This window comes from Cellvibrio sp. 25HG11W-0, from assembly GCF_057815475.1.
Genome location: NZ_CM174230.1, coordinates 4,588,076 through 4,603,581 on the forward strand (window position 1 = coordinate 4,588,076; position 15,506 = coordinate 4,603,581).

Consider the following 15,506-nt stretch of genomic DNA (forward strand, 5'->3'; position numbering starts at 1 on the left):
CTGCAACAGCGCCTTTTTTATTTGAGACCCCCTATGAGTCAATCCCCAGTAGGCCTGCGCATTATCTTTGCCGGCACCCCTGAATTTGCCGCTGAACACCTTAAAGCTCTGCTTGGCAGCCGCCATGAGGTTATCGCCGTTTACTCTCAGCCCGACCGCCCCGCGGGGCGCGGTAAAAAGCTCAGCGCTAGCCCCGTGAAAGAAGTCGCCCTCGCCCATGGCTTACCGGTTTATCAACCGCTGAATTTCAAAGACCCCGCAGCGATTGCCGAATTAACAGAACTCAACGCAGATTTGATGGTGGTCGTCGCCTATGGCCTAATTCTACCTAAAGTAGTGTTAGACGCCCCACGCTTGGGCTGTATTAACGTGCACGCATCCATATTGCCGCGCTGGCGCGGCGCGGCGCCTATTCAGCGAGCGATAGAAGCTGGCGATAGCGAAACCGGCGTCACCATTATGCAGATGGATGTTGGGCTGGATACCGGTGACATGCTGATTAAAGTGTTTTGCCCGATTTTAACGACAGATACCGGTGGAAGCCTGCACGATAAGCTGTTAACTATAGGGACTCCCGCGCTATTGGAGGCGCTTGATCACATTCAAGCGGGCACGGCAAACCCGATCCAACAGGATGATCAACTCAGCAACTACGCCCCCAAACTTAATAAAGAAGAAGCAGCACTGAATTGGCAGCTACCCGCCGCCGAGCTCGCGCTAAAAGTACGCGCGTTTAACCCCTTTCCGGTCGCTCACACTAAGCCAGCGGGTAGCGACGACAGCCAGCGTATTCGCGTATGGGCCGCGCGCGCCAGCCAACAAGACAGCGATGCAGCCCTTGGCAGTATCTGCAATATAGATAAAGACGGTATCTGGATCGCCTGCGCGCAGGGCCAGCTGATTCTCGAACAATTGCAAATGCCGGGCAAAAAAGCCATGGCAGTCGCCGATATACTGCGCGGTCACCCCGACCTGTTTAAACGTGGCGACAAACTGGAGCTACCCGCATGATGACTGTTCGCGCCGCAGCCGCGCAAATTATCGCCAAACTTTTACAGGGCCAAGGCTCGCTTTCCAGCCTGCTTCCCACCATGACACCACAAGTGCCCGAGGCTGATCGCGCACTGCTGCAAGAACTTTGCTTCGGCACCTGCCGCTATTACCCACAGCTCAGTGCTTACGTGGATTGTTTAGTGGACAAGCCACTGCGCGCCAAAGAAAGCGACATTCAAGCACTGCTCTTACTCGGTCTTTATCAGCTGTTACACACCCGCATTCCCGATCACGCCGCCCTCGGTGAAACCGTGGAAGTCACGCGCTATTTGAAGAAGCCTTGGGCGACCAATTTGGTCAATGGGGTATTGCGCAAATTTCAACGGGATAAAGCCAAACTCGACGACCTGCTCAGCCGCAACCTCGCCTTTCAAACTAACCACCCAGGGTGGATGGAAGGCATGCTGCGCAAAAATTGGCCGGATGGTTTCGCGGAATTGATCCTCGCCAACAACAGCCATCCGCCTTTTTGCCTGCGTATCAATACCCGCAAAATCAGCCGCGTGGATTATCTCGCCCTGCTACAAGATCTCGATATTGAAGCAGAGGCCACGCACTTCAGCCCCTATGGCATTCGCCTAGCGCGCGCTAGCGATCCTCGCAGGCTGCCGCTATTTGATGAAGGCGTAATAAGCGTACAAGACGAAGCTGCGCAGTTAAGCGCTGAATTGTTGCAATTAGCACCCAACTTACGTGTTTTGGATGCATGTTGCGCGCCCGGTGGTAAAACCGGCCACCTCTTAGAATGCGAGCCCAGCCTAGAGGTTACCGCACTGGATAGCGACGAACGCCGCCTCGGACGCGTGCGCGAAAACCTCGCACGCTTAAAAATCAGCGCCGACATTCGCTGCGGCGATGGCACTCAAACAAAAGATTGGTGGGATGGCGCGCAATACGACCGCATTCTTTTAGATGCTCCTTGCTCCGCCATCGGCATTATTCGCCGCCACCCCGACATCAAACTGCTGCGCACTCCCGAAGAAGTGAGTAAGCTCGCCGAGCTGCAAGCGCAGCTGTTGCGCAGCCTCTGGCCGCTACTCAAACCCGGCGGCGTTCTGCTCTACGCGACCTGCTCCATAATGCCGCGCGAAAACACCCAGGTCATTGAAACCTTTGTGGAGCGCCACGCCGATGCCGAGTGTTTAGCGATAGAAGCTGACTGGGGCATCAAGCAACCTTACGGCCGCCAGCTGCTGCCGCAAGTAGATGGCCACGATGGCTTCTACTACGCTCAATTGCGTAAATATTCGGACTAAAACAGCAGTGCTAACTGCCAAAACACTAAACTTGGCGACATAAGCACCAAACACCAATTCCAATAAACCCGCTTCAATACAATAAAGGCTCAGCATGAAAATTATCATCCTCGGCGCCGGTCAAGTTGGCGGCAGCCTCGCGGAACATCTCGCCAGCGAAGCCAACGACATCACCGTAGTGGACACCGATGAAGCGCGCCTGCGCGAACTGCGCGACCGCCTAGATATAGGTGTGACCACAGGCGAAGGCTCGCACCCTGACGTATTGATTCAAGCGGGAATTGAAGATGCTGACATGCTGGTAGCGGTCACCAGCAACGATGAAATTAATATGATTGCCTGTCAGGTGGCCAATAGCCTGTTTCGCACCCCCACCAAAATTGCACGGGTACGCGCCACCTCTTACCTCACCCATCAACAGCTATTTGAATCCGGCGCTATCGCGGTAGATGTATTGATCAGCCCAGAACAATTGGTATCTGAATACATCTTTCGCTTAATCGAACAGCCCGGCACCCTTCAAGTTGTCGACTTTGCCGATGGCAAGGTGCAATTAGTAGCCGTAAAGGCCTATCACGGCGGCCCCCTTGTCGGCCAAGAGCTGCGTTTTTTACGCGAACACATGCCCTCGGTGGACACCCGTGTCGCCGCCATTTACCGCCGCAATCGCGCCATTATCCCCAACGGCATGACGGTCATTGAAGCCGATGACGAAGTATTTTTTATCGCCGCCAAAAACGATATTCGCGCGGTCATGAGCGAATTGCGCCGCTTGGAATTAGCCTATAAACGCATCACCATCGCCGGTGGCGGCAATATTGGGCTGCGCCTCGCCAAAATGCTCGAAGGTCGCTACAAGGTGCGCGTTATTGAATATTCCAAGCCGCGCTGTATTCGCCTATCAGAACAACTCGACCGCGCCATAGTTCTACATGGCAGCGCATCCGATAAAGACTTGTTAATGGAAGAGGGGATTGAAGACACCGATGTCTTCCTAGCGCTTACCAACGACGACGAAGCCAACATCATGAGCTCCATGCTCGCCAAACGTTTAGGCGCACGCAAGGTGATGACGCTAATCAACAACCCCGCCTATGTGGATGTGGTACAAGGCGGCGATATAGATATCGCCATATCCCCCCAGAGCACCACCATCGGCAGTCTGCTCACCCACGTGCGCCGTGGCGATATAGTCAATGTCCACTCACTGCGCCGCGGCGCCGCCGAAGCGATTGAAATTATCGCCCACGGTGATGCCAAGTCCTCCAAAGTAGTCGGCAAGGCGATTGAAGATATAGATTTACCTGAAGGCGCCAGCATAGGCGCCATAGTGCGCGACTCCGAAGACGGCGGCGAGGTGATCATCGCCCACGACGATGTAGTCGTGCAGTCTGGCGACCATGTGATTGTATTTTTGCTGCAGAAAAAGCACATCCGCGATTTGGAAAAGCTATTTCAGGTGGGTTTTAGTTTTTTCTAATTCGACTTACCACTATCGCACTACAACACAGTCAATGCCGCAAATTTTTTGTTGTGTCGTAGCTGCGAAATCATGCGCGTAATTGCTCATATTAACTTGGCTTACTAGGTGTGAGTATTCTTGCTGGCTTCGTTCATTAAAAGCCTATGAATAAAATTGCCATATTTAAGAAAATACACTGAAAAAACAATTGATATACAGCCATCAATTAGCTCATCCCAATTAAAGTTATATAGCTTCAACGTTGTGGTGCCATCTTCTGATATCGCAACAGCTAAGGATGGAGATAACGATAAATATAGGTACAGTAAAATATTGAGCACAACCTCATATAGACAATAGATAGCTGCAATTAAAAAGCACACACCAAGAAATCTAACTAGCAGCCAAGAGGCTGATTCTTTATTCATTTCATTTGCTCCAATTATTGACCCCAAGAACCCCTACACATTGCCGAGCACTTAGTAGCTTACGTCACTATGACGATGCTCCAAACAAAACATACATGTTACTAATCATAAAAAGTGCGGTGAACAGGGGCCAAAATAAGCTCTAAAGCACCAAGCACATCGTCAAAATACGTCGGATCCCCCAAGGTTTTTGCCCCCATCAAGCCGCCCTGTAACAAGGCAAACACCTGTCGGCTAAGCACCGCTGTGTTAGTCAGCTCCATGATGACCAACTGCGCTTCAAGCCAGGTCAAATTCAATTGATAAAAGAGCTCCATCTCGTGTTTTATCTCTTCCGGCAGGGTTTTAATCTCCGCCGCCAACATCATGCACACCGTCATACGCTGGCTGGTTTGAACTTCAGTGCGATAAATATCGGTGAAGGCCGCCAAGGCCGCTGCAGGCTCCGCGGCACTCAAGCTGTGCAAAACCGTTTCAAAACGCTGGCGATAGCTGCGCGCAACTTCTAAGCCCAGATGGGTTTTGGTGGGAAAGTGATAGTGGATACTCGCACTCTTAATCCCCAGCTCTGCCGCCAACTCGCGAAAGCTAAAGGATGAATAGCCGCGCTCTGCTATGGCCTTTTGGGCCAGAGTCAAGATTTGGTCGCGAGTGGAAACAACTGTCATAGAAACGCCCAGATTATAAACTTAAGGCTCATTCTAATTTACCTATCTAGTGATAGATAGCGGTTGACATAAATTGCTTATTGAGTGCAATCTACCTACCACATGATAGGTAGATTGCACTTAACTTAAAACCCAAAATTCTAGCCAAAAAAGGAATCGCTATGACTGCGCAAATCAACACCCAACTCCTCGTACTCGGCGGCGGCCCCGGCGGCTATTCCGCCGCTTTTCGCGCCGCCGACCTCGGCATGGAAGTCACTCTGATAGAGCGCTACCCCACACTCGGTGGCGTCTGCCTCAATGTTGGCTGTATTCCCTCCAAGGCGTTGCTGCATGTGGCGGAGGTAATACATCAAAGCCACGCGGCCAGCGCCTTGGGGCTAAAGCTCGCACCCGCAGGTTACGACTTAGAACAGGTGCGCCGCTATAAAGAAAGCGTGGTAAGCAAGTTAGTTGGGGGCGTTTCCGGCATGGCCAAAAGCCGCAAGCTTGCCGTCATACAGGGCTATGGGCAGTTTGTTAGCGATCACCAACTAGAAGTGACTCATGACGGCGAAAGCAGTCTAATTCAGTTTGAACAGGCCATTATTGCCGCCGGTTCCAGCAGCGTAAAACTGCCCTTTATACCCAAGGATGAACGCATTTGGGATTCGACCAGCGCTTTGGAATTACGCCAAGTACCCGCGCGCCTATTGGTCATAGGCGGCGGTATTATCGGCTTGGAAATGGCGACCGTTTATGAGGCTTTGGGCAGCAAGGTCACGGTGGTTGAATTCGCCGATCAGTTGGTGCCAGCTGCCGACAAAGACCTGGTCAGTGTTTACAGCCGTTTCAATAAAGAACGCTTTGAAATCCTGCTGTCCACCAAAGTAGAGACGGTAACGACCAATCCAGAGTCCATAGCAATTAGCTTTAGCGGCGCCCAAGCACCGGCGAGCGAACGCGACTTTGATGCAGTATTGGTAGCTGTTGGACGCAGCCCCAACGGCAGGAAAATCGCCGCCGAAAAAGCGGGCGTACAGGTAGATGAGCGCGGGTTTATCGCCGTGAATAGTTTGCTGCAAACCAATGTGCCGCACATTTTTGCCATTGGCGATCTCGTCGGCCAACCCATGCTCGCCCATAAAGCCAGTCATCAAGGCCACGCCGCCGCCGAGGTTGCGGCTGGCCACAGCCATCATTTCGCACCTGTAGCAATTCCCTCCATCGCCTACACCAACCCCGAAATCGCCTGGGTGGGTCTCACCGAAAAAGAGGCCAAGCAACAGGGCATCGCTTACAAAACCGCAATCTACCCCTGGAGCGCCAGCGGCCGCGCCCTCGCCGCCAATCGCAGCGAGGGCAAAACCAAATTGATTTACGACCCAGCAACCGATCGCTTACTGGGTGCGGGCATAGTGGGTATTCACGCCGGGGAACTACTGGGCGAGCTAACCCTAGCGCTAGAATTTGGCGCCAGTGTGGAAGACATAGCCCTGACCATTCACGCCCACCCCAGCCTGCATGAATCGGTCGGCCTTGCGGCTGAAATAGGCGCGGGCACTATTACCGACTTACCCAACCCACACGCAAGATTAAAGTCTTGACCCTTAAAAATAAAAAAGCCGAGCGTGTTAAGCGCGTCGGCTTGTGCTACCTCGAACGTATTTAGGGTTTTGCTTTGACGGGTAAATTCTTATCCAAAAATGTACCTATCACTTTAAACGTTGTTAAACGGTTGGCTTCATTGGTAAGGTAGTGGTCTTCATTAGGCAAAGTCACAAAGGTCACATCCTTACCCGCTTTTTGTAAAGCATCGTGCATTTGAACGCTGTGTTTTATATCGACTTGGCGATCCATATCACCATGCACCAACAATACAGGCACTTTAATTTTATCGGCAAAGTTAACCGGCGATATAGCGCGTAGCTCGCTGTTGTCATTGCCAATCATCTCATCAATGACGTTATAACTACTCCAAAATGCGCGATTATCTTTTACCAAATCAAACACATTACTTACCCCTGCCACACTGATAGCACACTTATACACATCGGGTGTTTTTACAATACCCATAAGCGCGGCATAACCACCGTAGCTGGCGCCAACAATACAAATCTGGTTTGGGTCGATAATACCGTCGGCAATTAACTTCTTGGCGCCGTCCTCAATATCATCCTGCATTTCTTTGCCCCAACTCTTAAAGCCCGCGTTGCGAAACTCTACTCCTTGGCCTGCAGATCCGCGAAAATTCATCTGTAATACCGCATAACCCTTACTGGCAAAGTACTGCGCCCAAGCGTCAAAGTTATCATCATCGTGACCAATAGGGCCGCCATGAGGGAACATAATGGCGGGTAACTTTTTAGGTGCAACGCCTTTCGGCAGGGTAAGGTAAGCCTCAATATTTAACCCATCGCGCGTCTTATAGTCATAACGCTTTATTGGCACTAACAATTCAGGTAATAAATTTTTGTAGCGATAACCTGCGGCCTCTAATTTTGCAGTGCTGCGCTGACCTAAAAAATAACTACCAGAATCAATATCACTCAGGGTTAGCACCAAATATTTCTCAAAATTATCGGTAAATGAATAGATAAAATTTTTCGTCTTAGGCAGGGCTTTATTGATACCTTCTTGCAACTTTTGCAACGAAGGATCAAAGAAGGTGGTGCCGCCATTTTCTCCATAGCTAAACCCAACGACATCCTTCGTCTCTGGCGAATAAACCAATCCACCGGTCACGTCATAATAGGGATTGGCATGCACCAATTCACGCTTCAGTTTTGCGTCTGTTAAGTTCACTTTAAAAAGCGCAAGAAAACCCTTTTGGTAAGCGCGAATATAAAGCACATTTGGATCGAGCCCAAAACCTACCGGGGTGACTGCATCTTCAGAAAACAGCTGATAGGGCCAAAGCTCGCGCCATTTATCAGCGTTCACTTCACGCACCAATGTACGTATTTCACCATCTTTAAAATAAATACCAACGCGCACACGCTGTTGTTGATCCGTCATCCACCCAGACACATAAGGCTTGGCCGGCTGTATGCGTTTATTTTTGCTGGTTTTAATATTAACTTTGTACACAACAGGAAAGGACGCAAAACCATTATTTAGCGAAGGTATAGACATTAAAATATGGTCAGGATCTTGCGGTAGGGTATCTACAATAGAGCTTAATTCCGAGGGCAATATCCTAAACTTTTTTAGAAAGTTTTTGCTAAAGGGCGAGTTCACGGTACCCGCGTCAGTATCCACAATTAATAGGCGGCCCTCGCGGGTTTTAAAACGTGCTTGGCCCAGCCCCACCCAAGTATCTCGCTCTGACGGATAGAACGTATTGACTAAAAGTGTCTTACTGTCTTTCCATTGCAGTCCATTGATGAAATATTTACTGTTATCAGAAAACAGCACCATTTTAGAGGTGCCGTCACTCAACTGAGTAACCTGAACCGCCGAGCCCTTAGCGCTAGGCATATCCACACGGATTATAGATGCCAGTTTTTTACCATCAGGGGAAAGACTTAGGTTAGCCACATCGGGCAAGCGCCCAAAGTCTTCATAAGTCAAGGGCGCGCCACTCGCACCTAAGGCATAGCCCATGAGCAGTAGGAGTATCAGCCCGCTGAGCCGCAGTCTGTTTACAATTATATTTTTCATAATTTCATCCTTATTGGTTATTGAAAATCCATCAAAAACGCAGCAATTTTAAAAGAGTTTATGCGCTAAATTACCCATAAACACATCAAAAGAAACTTTGCTAATGATCTTGCATCTGCTGCTCGCGCACCTCGTAATAGGTTTGCTCAGAGATTTTTTGATAAGGCGCAGAGTCTTTCATGAAGGCCATGTAAGAATCTAACACCTTTTTAAATTGTGGATCTTGCGCCGCCTGCTTTGCATAGACATCTTGCGCGATTTCGTAAAAGCGCTTGAGCACTTCATCGGGCAAGCGTTTTATTTGCACGCCCTGCGCAATTAACTCTTTCAAGGCGCGGCTGTTGTTTGCGGTGTAGCTGTCGAGCATATCCTGATTCACCGCGCGCGCAGCATAGGTCACTATGGCCTGCAAATCCGCAGGCAAGGCTTCAAAGGCAGGCTTGTTCACCATCAGTTCAAGAGTTGGGCCTGGCTCGTGCCAGCCAGGGTAGTAATAATATTTAGCGATTTGCTGAAAACCAAACGCCAAATCATTTTCCGGCCCCACCCACTCGGCGGCATCAATTACGCCGGTTTGCAGTGCGGTATAAAGCTCACCGCCGGGAATATTTACCGCCGTGCCGCCCGCCGCATTAAACACTTCTCCCGCCAACCCCGGAATGCGCATTTTCAAACCGCGTAGATCGGCGATAGAATTAATTTCGCGATTAAACCAACCGGCCATTTGAACACCGGTATTGCCCGCGGGAAAAGGAATCAAATTGAAGGGCGCATAAACTTCGCGCCACAATTCCAAACCACCGCCATAGTTGAACCATCCGTTCAACTCCTGCGCATTCATCCCAAAAGGGATAGAGGTAAAAAACTGCGCGGCGGGCACCTTACCGCGCCAAAAATAGCTGCCGGAGTGGCCCATCTCCACGCTGCCAGAGGAAACCGCATCAAACACGCCCATGGCGGGCACTAATTCATTGGCCCCATAGACATGGATCTGCAAACGCCCGCCGGACATTTCATTAATAATGGTCGAAATTTTTTCCGCGCTCACACCCAAACCTGGGGTATTTTTCGGCCAAGAAGTCACCATCTTCCAGTGGTACTGCTGGGTAGACACAGACTCAAGCGCTGCGCTGGGTGCTTGCGCTAATTGCGGTTTAGATCTCTCTAACACCAACAACGCAAACAGCGCCGCTACCGCAGCCACCAGCAAAATGATGATTAAGGGCGACCAGTTATAGGATTTACGAGGGGTATTCATAGGCTTATCAAACTGACATTGTTGTTATAGGTATGCGCATTTAACCAGCTAAGAAAACTATTGCAAGGGCTTTGGGCTTTCTCAACGATGATCAACAGGTAAAACAAAGACCCAGCATTCGCACCGGTTAACAAATGTTGAACATTAATTTGTCAGCACCGCTGCAGGGTTGAGATAAAACATTTTCTTCCATCCTTGGCTTGATGCATCGGCTCGCCACACATAGGGCACTAGGGTCACAACAGAATAGTGTAGGTGGGGCGGCTTGCCTTTGGCATTGCCGCTATCGCCCAAGCGCGCAATTTTTTTACCAGGCCACACGGGTTCTCCAATCAATACAGAATCACTCGATAAATGCGCGTAATAATGTAGGCGCCACTTAGGCCCAAGCACCGCTACCACCTTGCCACCGAGCGCTAAATCGCCGCTAAAAAGGACCACGCCATAGGTAGTAGCCAATACCGGCGTATTCATTTTCCCAAAAATATCGATGCCTTTATGTACACCCGATTTTCCCCAAGGCTCAAACCAAAACGAATTTGCATTCCAATCATTAGTCGTCGCGCCCTCTACGGGAATAACCGGCAACTCTGGCAGTAGTAATACCACGCAAAATATAATCGCCGCTATTTTAAGTTTGCGCCATTTTTTGAACATAGCTGCCATAGTAATTCCGCCCCACTAAAGGGGATAGGTTAGCAACGAGAAATGAATTTGATTGACCAAGAAGTGAATCGCGACCGGATAGAAAATATTTTTGCTCAGGGTATAACTTAAGCCATACAACAACCCCGCAAGCCCATAGACCCAGACAGCAGCACCGCCAATGCCTGCGTGAATAGCCACAAATATTGCCGTTACCAGCAGCAGTGGAATCAGCTCCTGCACCCAGCGATTGCCCGTGATGCACGCCAAACCATTGCGCAGCTGCTGTTGCAGCAGCAAACGCATAAAGGCCTCTTCCGCAATCGACATCACCAACAGATTAACCAATGCGAACTGTGTTATTTGGGCTAGAGTTTTAGGCTGAAAACCTAAACCAAACACGACCATAGCAACGCCAATAATCAGCGCGGGCGCCAAAATCACAAGCGCGTAGCGCCATTGCACTGCCGCAACAAACTCGCCAACCGCACGCTTTGGCCACAATAAAAACAGCAGACAAAAACCGAGCATAGATTTGGAGATATTCACATAAAGATCGAAACGCGACGCAAGCCCACTCGCATCCGGCAGCGAAAATAATAGCGGGTAAGAAAATCCGGGCGGGCGATAGGTCGCCACCACATAGACCAGAGGCACCAGCAGAAAAAACACCCCAAGCCGCACCCAAGGTTTGAGCGCCGCCCGTGGTAAACACCACGCCAAGCCCGCAACAGCCAGCAAACCCAACGCATTAACCCACGCCAACCACCCAACAAATGCAAACGTTGCTAGGAGCACAGTAAAAATAGCCGTTATGGTGATTTTCTTTTTATTCACATTATTTTTCTTGTAGAAGCTATTCAGTTGGAAGTTCGTTGGATCACAAAATAGATTGAACATTAATATGGCGGCGGGTTGCTGCGCGAACCCACCCTACGCCCGGATAAAATACCCGCCGAATAATCAACACCTCAGCTTTTCGCAAGCAACACATACCACCCATTCACACTCGGATTGCTCGTAGTAAACCCAGAACTACTGCTTGCACCAAAAGGCCACCACTCCTGTAACGCCATTTCGGCTTGGATATAGGACCAAACTCCAACTTTAGTTTCGTATAGCCTAATTTCACAGATTCCCGCCTTGCATTGCAAAGAGTCAATCTTGATATATTTAGAGTAGGGAGTTCCTGTAATACCATCCCACAAATGATTTTGAATTGTTTTTTCCCACTCAGTCTGCACCTCAGCTTCAGCAAAGGCGCTGTATTTTTCTCGCAAAGCTCCATGATTATTTTTCAACTGCTCTGCGAATGGTTTAGGCAGAAGATTGTCAATTTTCTCTTCTGATATCTCTTTATGCGCGGCATCGCTTATATGCTCAGCATTTGAATCGGTAGAACTAGGCGATGCCAGTACCCCCACTTTAGGGTCTATACTTTCAGCTGATGCGGATAGTGTCTTTTTAGGTATTTTAACGCTGGAAATAATAGGGCTAGAAGGTTGTTTTGCTTTAGATAAATCGACTTCTACTGATGAAGACTCAACATGCAGAATTTCCGAAGAGGAGCTCTCATCCAATGGCAAAGCAGTATCTTTTTCTTCGGTGTAAATATTTGCGCTCATCACCCCAAAAACATAAGCAACAATAACGAACAACAAAATGCCATATCTATTCATTTATCTTCCTTAAAAAATCAGCGCATTAAAATAAAATAACAATTGACTATAAAAAAGCCGACTCTCTCGAATCGGCTTTAATTTTTTCAAACTTACTTACTCACCAAAAAACTTCTTCACCCCATCAAACCAACTCGACTGTTTGGGCGAGTATTTTCCGCCTTTCATGGTCGCTTGGAATTCTTTTAGGAGATCCTTTTGTTTGCTGGTTAGGCTTACGGGGGTTTCTACTACGACACGGCAGAGTAAGTCGCCGACACCGCCGCCGCGCACGGGGGTAACGCCTTTACCACGCAATTTAAACAGTTTTCCGGTTTGCGTTTCCGGTGGTACTTTTAATTTTACGCGGCCATCAAGTGTGGGCACTTCCAGTTCGCCGCCGAGTGCTGCGTCGACAAAGTCGATGGGCACTTCACAATATAAATCCGCACCATCGCGCTGAAAAATATCGTGCTTGCGCACACTGACCTGTACATACAAGTCACCGCTCGGGCCGCCGTCTGGGCCTGCTTCGCCTTCGCCAGTTAAGCGAATGCGGTCACCGGTATCGACACCGGAAGGCACCTTAACCGAGAGGGTTTTGGTTTCTTCTACGCGGCCTTGGCCGTGGCAAGATTTACAGGGGTCAGAAATTAAAGTGCCGCGCCCGCGACAGGTTGGGCAGGTTTGCTGCACCGAGAAAAAACCCTGTTGCATGCGCACTTGGCCGTGACCAGCACAGGTGCCACAGGTCATGGGCTTGCTGCCCGCTTTTGCACCAGTGCCCGAGCAAGGCTTGCAACCGACAAGCGTTGGAATTTTAATTTGTACGCTGGTGCCTTTTACGGCTTCTTCCAAACTTAGGTCGAGGTTGTAGCGCAAGTCTGAACCGCGCGCGGGGCCGCCGCGTCCACGACCGCCGCCGCTACCACCAAATATATCGCCAAACACATCGCCAAATATATCGCTAAAGTTGGCGCTTCCGCCGCCCATGCCTGACTGCTGGTCTACACCGGCATGACCATGGCGATCGTAGACGCTGCGCTTTTGCTCGTCGGAGAGCACTTCGTAGGCTTCATTTGCCTCTTTGAATTTTTCTTCTGCGCTGGGATCATCTGGGTTGCGATCCGGGTGAAATTTCATCGCAACACGGCGATAGGCTTTTTTCAATTCTGCTGCAGAGACATCTTTAGCGACGCCGAGCACTTCGTAATAATCACGCTTTGCCATAATTAAACCAGACCTATTACACCTGTTAATAAATTGTCGGGCTGCCGACAATTTAGTGTTTCAATTCTTAAACTGCTGATAACACAAATGCGGGCAAGCCCGCATTTGTGTTTTGATCCGAAGATCGGAGTAATCATTACACCTTAGTGTGCAGTGATTTACTTATCTTCTTTAACTTCTTCGAACTCAGCATCTACCACGCCATCATCTGCGTCTTTGCCGCCAGCTTGTTGTGCGCCTGCACCCGCTGCGCCGCCCTGTGCGCCAGCAGCTTGCTGCTCGGCGTAAAGTTTTTGCGCAAGTGAACCTGAAGCTTCGGTCAACTTAGTGGTTGCTGCTTCGATCTGTGCAGTGTCTTCGCTTTTCGCCGCTTCACGCGCTTCGGTCAGAGCAGCTTCAATCGCCGCTTTCTCTTCTTCAGTCGCTTTGTCGCCCGCTTCTTTCAAGGTTTTTTCGGTGGCGTGAATCAAGCCTTCCAGCGTGTTACGCGCCGTCACAACTTCAGCAAATTTGCGGTCGGCATCAGCATTAGCTTCTGCGTCTTTTACCATTTTTTCGATTTCTGCATCACTCAAACCTGAGGAGGCTTTAATCACAATGGACTGCTCTTTGCCAGTGGCCTTGTCTTTCGCGCTTACGTTCAATATACCGTTAGCATCGATATCGAAGGTTACTTCAATTTGTGGCATACCACGTTGCGCCGGCGGTATATCGCTCAAATCAAAACGACCGAGTGATTTATTTTGCGACGCTTGCTTACGCTCACCCTGCACTACGTGAATAGTTACGGCAGATTGGTTGTCATCCGCAGTTGAGAAGATTTGTGACTTCTTAGTGGGGATGGTGGTGTTTTTGTCGATCAACGGTGTTGCTATGCCGCCCATGGTTTCAATACCCAAAGACAATGGCGTTACGTCCAACAACAATACGTTGGTGGTATCGCCCGACAATACTGAACCTTGAATGGCTGCACCGATTGCTACTGCTTCGTCTGGGTTTACGTCTTTGCGCGCTTCTTTGCCAAAGAAATCGGCAACGGCTTTTTGCACCATTGGCATACGGGTTTGACCGCCGACCAAAATAATATCGTCGATTGCTTTGATGTCTAAGCCTGAATCTTTAATCGCTTGCTTCACTGGCTCCATAGAGCGAGTTACTAGGTCTTCTACCAACGACTCTAATTTAGCGCGAGTCAGTTTTACCACTAAGTGTTTTGGGCCTGATGCATCAGCGGTGATGTAAGGCAGGTTCACTTCGGTTTGCTGGCTGGTAGACAATTCGATTTTGGCTTTTTCAGCAGCTTCTTTCAAACGTTGCAGCGCCAAAGGATCGTTGTGCAAATCTATGCCGGAATCTTTCTTGAAAGTTTCTGCGAGGAATTCGATCAAACGCATATCGAAGTCTTCACCACCCAAGAAGGTGTCGCCGTTGGTAGAGAGCACTTCAAATTGGTGCTCGCCATCTACGTCGGCAATTTCAATGATAGAGATATCGAAGGTACCGCCACCCAAGTCGTATACCGCGATGGTGCGATCGCCCACGCCTTTGTCCAAACCGTAAGCCAGTGCGGCAGCGGTAGGTTCGTTGATGATACGCTTTACGTCCAAGCCGGCGATGCGGCCCGCATCTTTAGTAGCTTGGCGCTGTGAGTCGTTGAAGTAAGCAGGCACGGTAATTACCGCTTCGGTCACTGCTTCGCCGAGGTAATCTTCAGCGGTTTTTTTCATTTTCTTTAAGACTTCAGCAGAAATTTGTGGCGGTGCTTTTTTATCGCCCTTCACTTCTACCCATGCATCGCCGTTGTCGGCTGCTACGATTTTGTAGGGCACCATTTTGATGTCTTTTTGCACTACGTCGTCTTTGAACTTACGACCAATCAAACGCTTAACCGCGTACAAGGTATTGTGCGGGTTAGTAACTGATTGACGCTTGGCAGATTGACCTACCAAAATTTCATCGTCGTTAGTGAAGGCAATAATGGACGGGGTAGTGCGATCGCCCTCGGCGTTTTCGATAACTTTTGGCTTGCCGCCTTCCAATACTGATACGCAAGAGTTGGTAGTACCCAAGTCGATGCCGATAATTTTACCCATGGTGGTGCTCCTAAAAAATCTCAATGCTGTGTATTGCTCAAGTGCGTTCTTGATTGAACTGCACCGAATTCTGGTTTACTAGCTCTGATTGCGCGCTAACGTCGGTGATTTGC

Annotated in this window: 13 protein-coding genes; 4 read left to right on the plus strand and 9 right to left on the minus strand. The window is 49.6% G+C overall.

Annotated features, from left to right (window positions below; all coding sequences use genetic code 11):
- The first annotated feature begins 33 nt into the window (after window positions 1-33).
- The 3 genes from fmt to trkA all read left to right on the plus strand — a co-directional run bounded on the left by fmt (window position 34) and on the right by trkA (window position 3,789).
- The gene (gene fmt, locus AC0KUT_RS19295) at window positions 34-1,011 is read left to right on the plus strand and encodes a methionyl-tRNA formyltransferase (protein WP_488832099.1); all 978 of its coding nucleotides are present in this window, start codon (window positions 34-36) and stop codon (window positions 1,009-1,011) included.
- A complete protein-coding gene (gene rsmB / locus AC0KUT_RS19300) occupies window positions 1,008-2,309 on the plus strand; it encodes a 16S rRNA (cytosine(967)-C(5))-methyltransferase RsmB (protein WP_488832101.1) in 1,302 nt (433 codons plus the stop codon). Before fmt ends, rsmB begins: the two co-directional genes overlap by 4 nt.
- A 94-nt stretch (window positions 2,310-2,403) precedes the next feature.
- The gene (gene trkA, locus AC0KUT_RS19305) at window positions 2,404-3,789 is read left to right on the plus strand and encodes a Trk system potassium transporter TrkA (RefSeq protein ID WP_488832102.1); all 1,386 of its coding nucleotides are present in this window, start codon (window positions 2,404-2,406) and stop codon (window positions 3,787-3,789) included.
- A 104-nt stretch (window positions 3,790-3,893) separates the two neighbouring features.
- On the opposite strand, the gene AC0KUT_RS19310 is transcribed toward trkA, so the two are convergent.
- Both AC0KUT_RS19310 and AC0KUT_RS19315 read right to left on the minus strand, forming a co-directional pair.
- Window positions 3,894-4,199, minus strand: a complete 306-nt coding sequence (locus tag AC0KUT_RS19310) for a hypothetical protein (protein ID WP_488832104.1) — start codon at window positions 4,197-4,199, stop codon at window positions 3,894-3,896.
- Window positions 4,200-4,300: 101 nt separating this feature from the next.
- Complete coding sequence (locus tag AC0KUT_RS19315; protein WP_488832106.1) at window positions 4,301-4,867, minus strand: TetR/AcrR family transcriptional regulator; 567 nt, start codon at window positions 4,865-4,867, stop codon at window positions 4,301-4,303.
- Window positions 4,868-5,028: 161 nt separating this feature from the next.
- On the opposite strand from AC0KUT_RS19315, the gene lpdA reads away from it, so the two are divergent.
- Window positions 5,029-6,453, plus strand: a complete 1,425-nt coding sequence (gene lpdA / locus AC0KUT_RS19320) for a dihydrolipoyl dehydrogenase (RefSeq protein ID WP_488832108.1) — start codon at window positions 5,029-5,031, stop codon at window positions 6,451-6,453.
- Between the two features lie 61 nt (window positions 6,454-6,514).
- Here the strand turns inward: lpdA and AC0KUT_RS19325 are convergent, their stop codons facing one another.
- From AC0KUT_RS19325 to dnaK, 7 genes are all read right to left on the minus strand, one after another.
- Window positions 6,515-8,509, minus strand: coding sequence for an alpha/beta hydrolase family protein (locus AC0KUT_RS19325; RefSeq protein WP_488832110.1), 1,995 nt, complete (start codon window positions 8,507-8,509; stop codon window positions 6,515-6,517).
- Between the two features lie 100 nt (window positions 8,510-8,609).
- On the minus strand, window positions 8,610-9,767 hold the full coding sequence (locus tag AC0KUT_RS19330) for a TRAP transporter substrate-binding protein (RefSeq protein WP_488832112.1): 1,158 nt from the start codon (window positions 9,765-9,767) through the stop codon (window positions 8,610-8,612).
- 144 nt (window positions 9,768-9,911) lie between these two features.
- Window positions 9,912-10,433 carry a M23 family metallopeptidase gene (locus tag AC0KUT_RS19335; protein ID WP_488832113.1) on the minus strand — a complete coding sequence of 174 codons (522 nt, stop codon included), beginning with the start codon at window positions 10,431-10,433 and terminating at the stop codon, window positions 9,912-9,914.
- Between the two features lie 15 nt (window positions 10,434-10,448).
- Window positions 10,449-11,249 carry a CPBP family intramembrane glutamic endopeptidase gene (locus tag AC0KUT_RS19340; RefSeq protein WP_488832115.1) on the minus strand — a complete coding sequence of 267 codons (801 nt, stop codon included), beginning with the start codon at window positions 11,247-11,249 and terminating at the stop codon, window positions 10,449-10,451.
- Between the two features lie 134 nt (window positions 11,250-11,383).
- Entirely contained in the window at window positions 11,384-12,091 is a 708-nt protein-coding gene (locus AC0KUT_RS19345) for a hypothetical protein (RefSeq protein WP_488832117.1), read from the minus strand.
- 96 nt (window positions 12,092-12,187) lie between these two features.
- A complete protein-coding gene (gene dnaJ, locus AC0KUT_RS19350) occupies window positions 12,188-13,300 on the minus strand; it encodes a molecular chaperone DnaJ (protein WP_488832119.1) in 1,113 nt (370 codons plus the stop codon).
- A gap of 158 nt (window positions 13,301-13,458) precedes the next feature.
- Window positions 13,459-15,393: a molecular chaperone DnaK gene (dnaK, locus tag AC0KUT_RS19355; protein WP_488832120.1), complete on the minus strand. Its 1,935-nt coding sequence runs from the start codon at window positions 15,391-15,393 to the stop codon at window positions 13,459-13,461.
- Window positions 15,394-15,506: the final 113 nt, after the last annotated feature.

Bases quoted from the DNA above. Each gene is read 5' to 3' on its own strand.
- AC0KUT_RS19315 (WP_488832106.1), bottom strand. From the start codon at position 4,867: ATGACAGTTGTTTCCACTCGCGACCAAATCTTGACTCTGGCCCAAAAG.
- AC0KUT_RS19345 (WP_488832117.1), bottom strand. From the start codon at position 12,091: ATGAATAGATATGGCATTTTGTTGTTCGTTATTGTTGCTTATGTTTTT.
- fmt (WP_488832099.1), top strand. From the start codon at position 34: ATGAGTCAATCCCCAGTAGGCCTGCGCATTATCTTTGCCGGCACCCCT.
- AC0KUT_RS19310 (WP_488832104.1), bottom strand. From the start codon at position 4,199: ATGAATAAAGAATCAGCCTCTTGGCTGCTAGTTAGATTTCTTGGTGTG.
- AC0KUT_RS19325 (WP_488832110.1), bottom strand. From the start codon at position 8,509: ATGAAAAATATAATTGTAAACAGACTGCGGCTCAGCGGGCTGATACTC.
- AC0KUT_RS19335 (WP_488832113.1), bottom strand. From the start codon at position 10,433: ATGGCAGCTATGTTCAAAAAATGGCGCAAACTTAAAATAGCGGCGATT.
- lpdA (WP_488832108.1), top strand. From the start codon at position 5,029: ATGACTGCGCAAATCAACACCCAACTCCTCGTACTCGGCGGCGGCCCC.
- AC0KUT_RS19330 (WP_488832112.1), bottom strand. From the start codon at position 9,767: ATGAATACCCCTCGTAAATCCTATAACTGGTCGCCCTTAATCATCATT.
- dnaJ (WP_488832119.1), bottom strand. From the start codon at position 13,300: ATGGCAAAGCGTGATTATTACGAAGTGCTCGGCGTCGCTAAAGATGTC.
- rsmB (WP_488832101.1), top strand. From the start codon at position 1,008: ATGATGACTGTTCGCGCCGCAGCCGCGCAAATTATCGCCAAACTTTTA.
- trkA (WP_488832102.1), top strand. From the start codon at position 2,404: ATGAAAATTATCATCCTCGGCGCCGGTCAAGTTGGCGGCAGCCTCGCG.
- dnaK (WP_488832120.1), bottom strand. From the start codon at position 15,393: ATGGGTAAAATTATCGGCATCGACTTGGGTACTACCAACTCTTGCGTA.